The sequence below is a fragment of the Pontimicrobium sp. MEBiC06410 genome, assembly GCF_053601615.1.
This window is the reverse complement of sequence record NZ_JBSHNT010000108.1, coordinates 1-283: the sequence shown is the minus strand read 5'-3', so window position 1 is coordinate 283 and position 283 is coordinate 1. Positions and strand designations below refer to the sequence as shown.

Here is a 283-nt window from a genome sequence, read left to right as displayed (position 1 = left end):
TGTTGTCGTGACAATATCTACTACAACATCTGTTGAACTTACGGTATCTATGCTTACTGGAACGGTTACTGTGCCAGCGCCTTCGTTGACTGTTGCATCAGCTATTGTTACTGTTGGCGCATTGTCGTTATCGGTGATCGTGACTGTTCCGCTTGGGTCCGTGTTTGCTGTGTTTCCGCTGGTTACTGTGCCATCTACGGTAAAGGTCTCATCGGCTTCATCTATGGCATCATCCGTGATTGGAATCACTACATCGACACTCGTGCTTCCTGCTGGAATGGTC

General features: G+C 48.1%; 1 protein-coding gene. It reads right to left on the bottom strand.

The window, feature by feature from the left end; all coding sequences use genetic code 11:
* Positions 1–283: hypothetical protein (locus ACVC08_RS00700; protein ID WP_452600588.1), on the bottom strand; the 283-nt coding region annotated here is incomplete at both ends.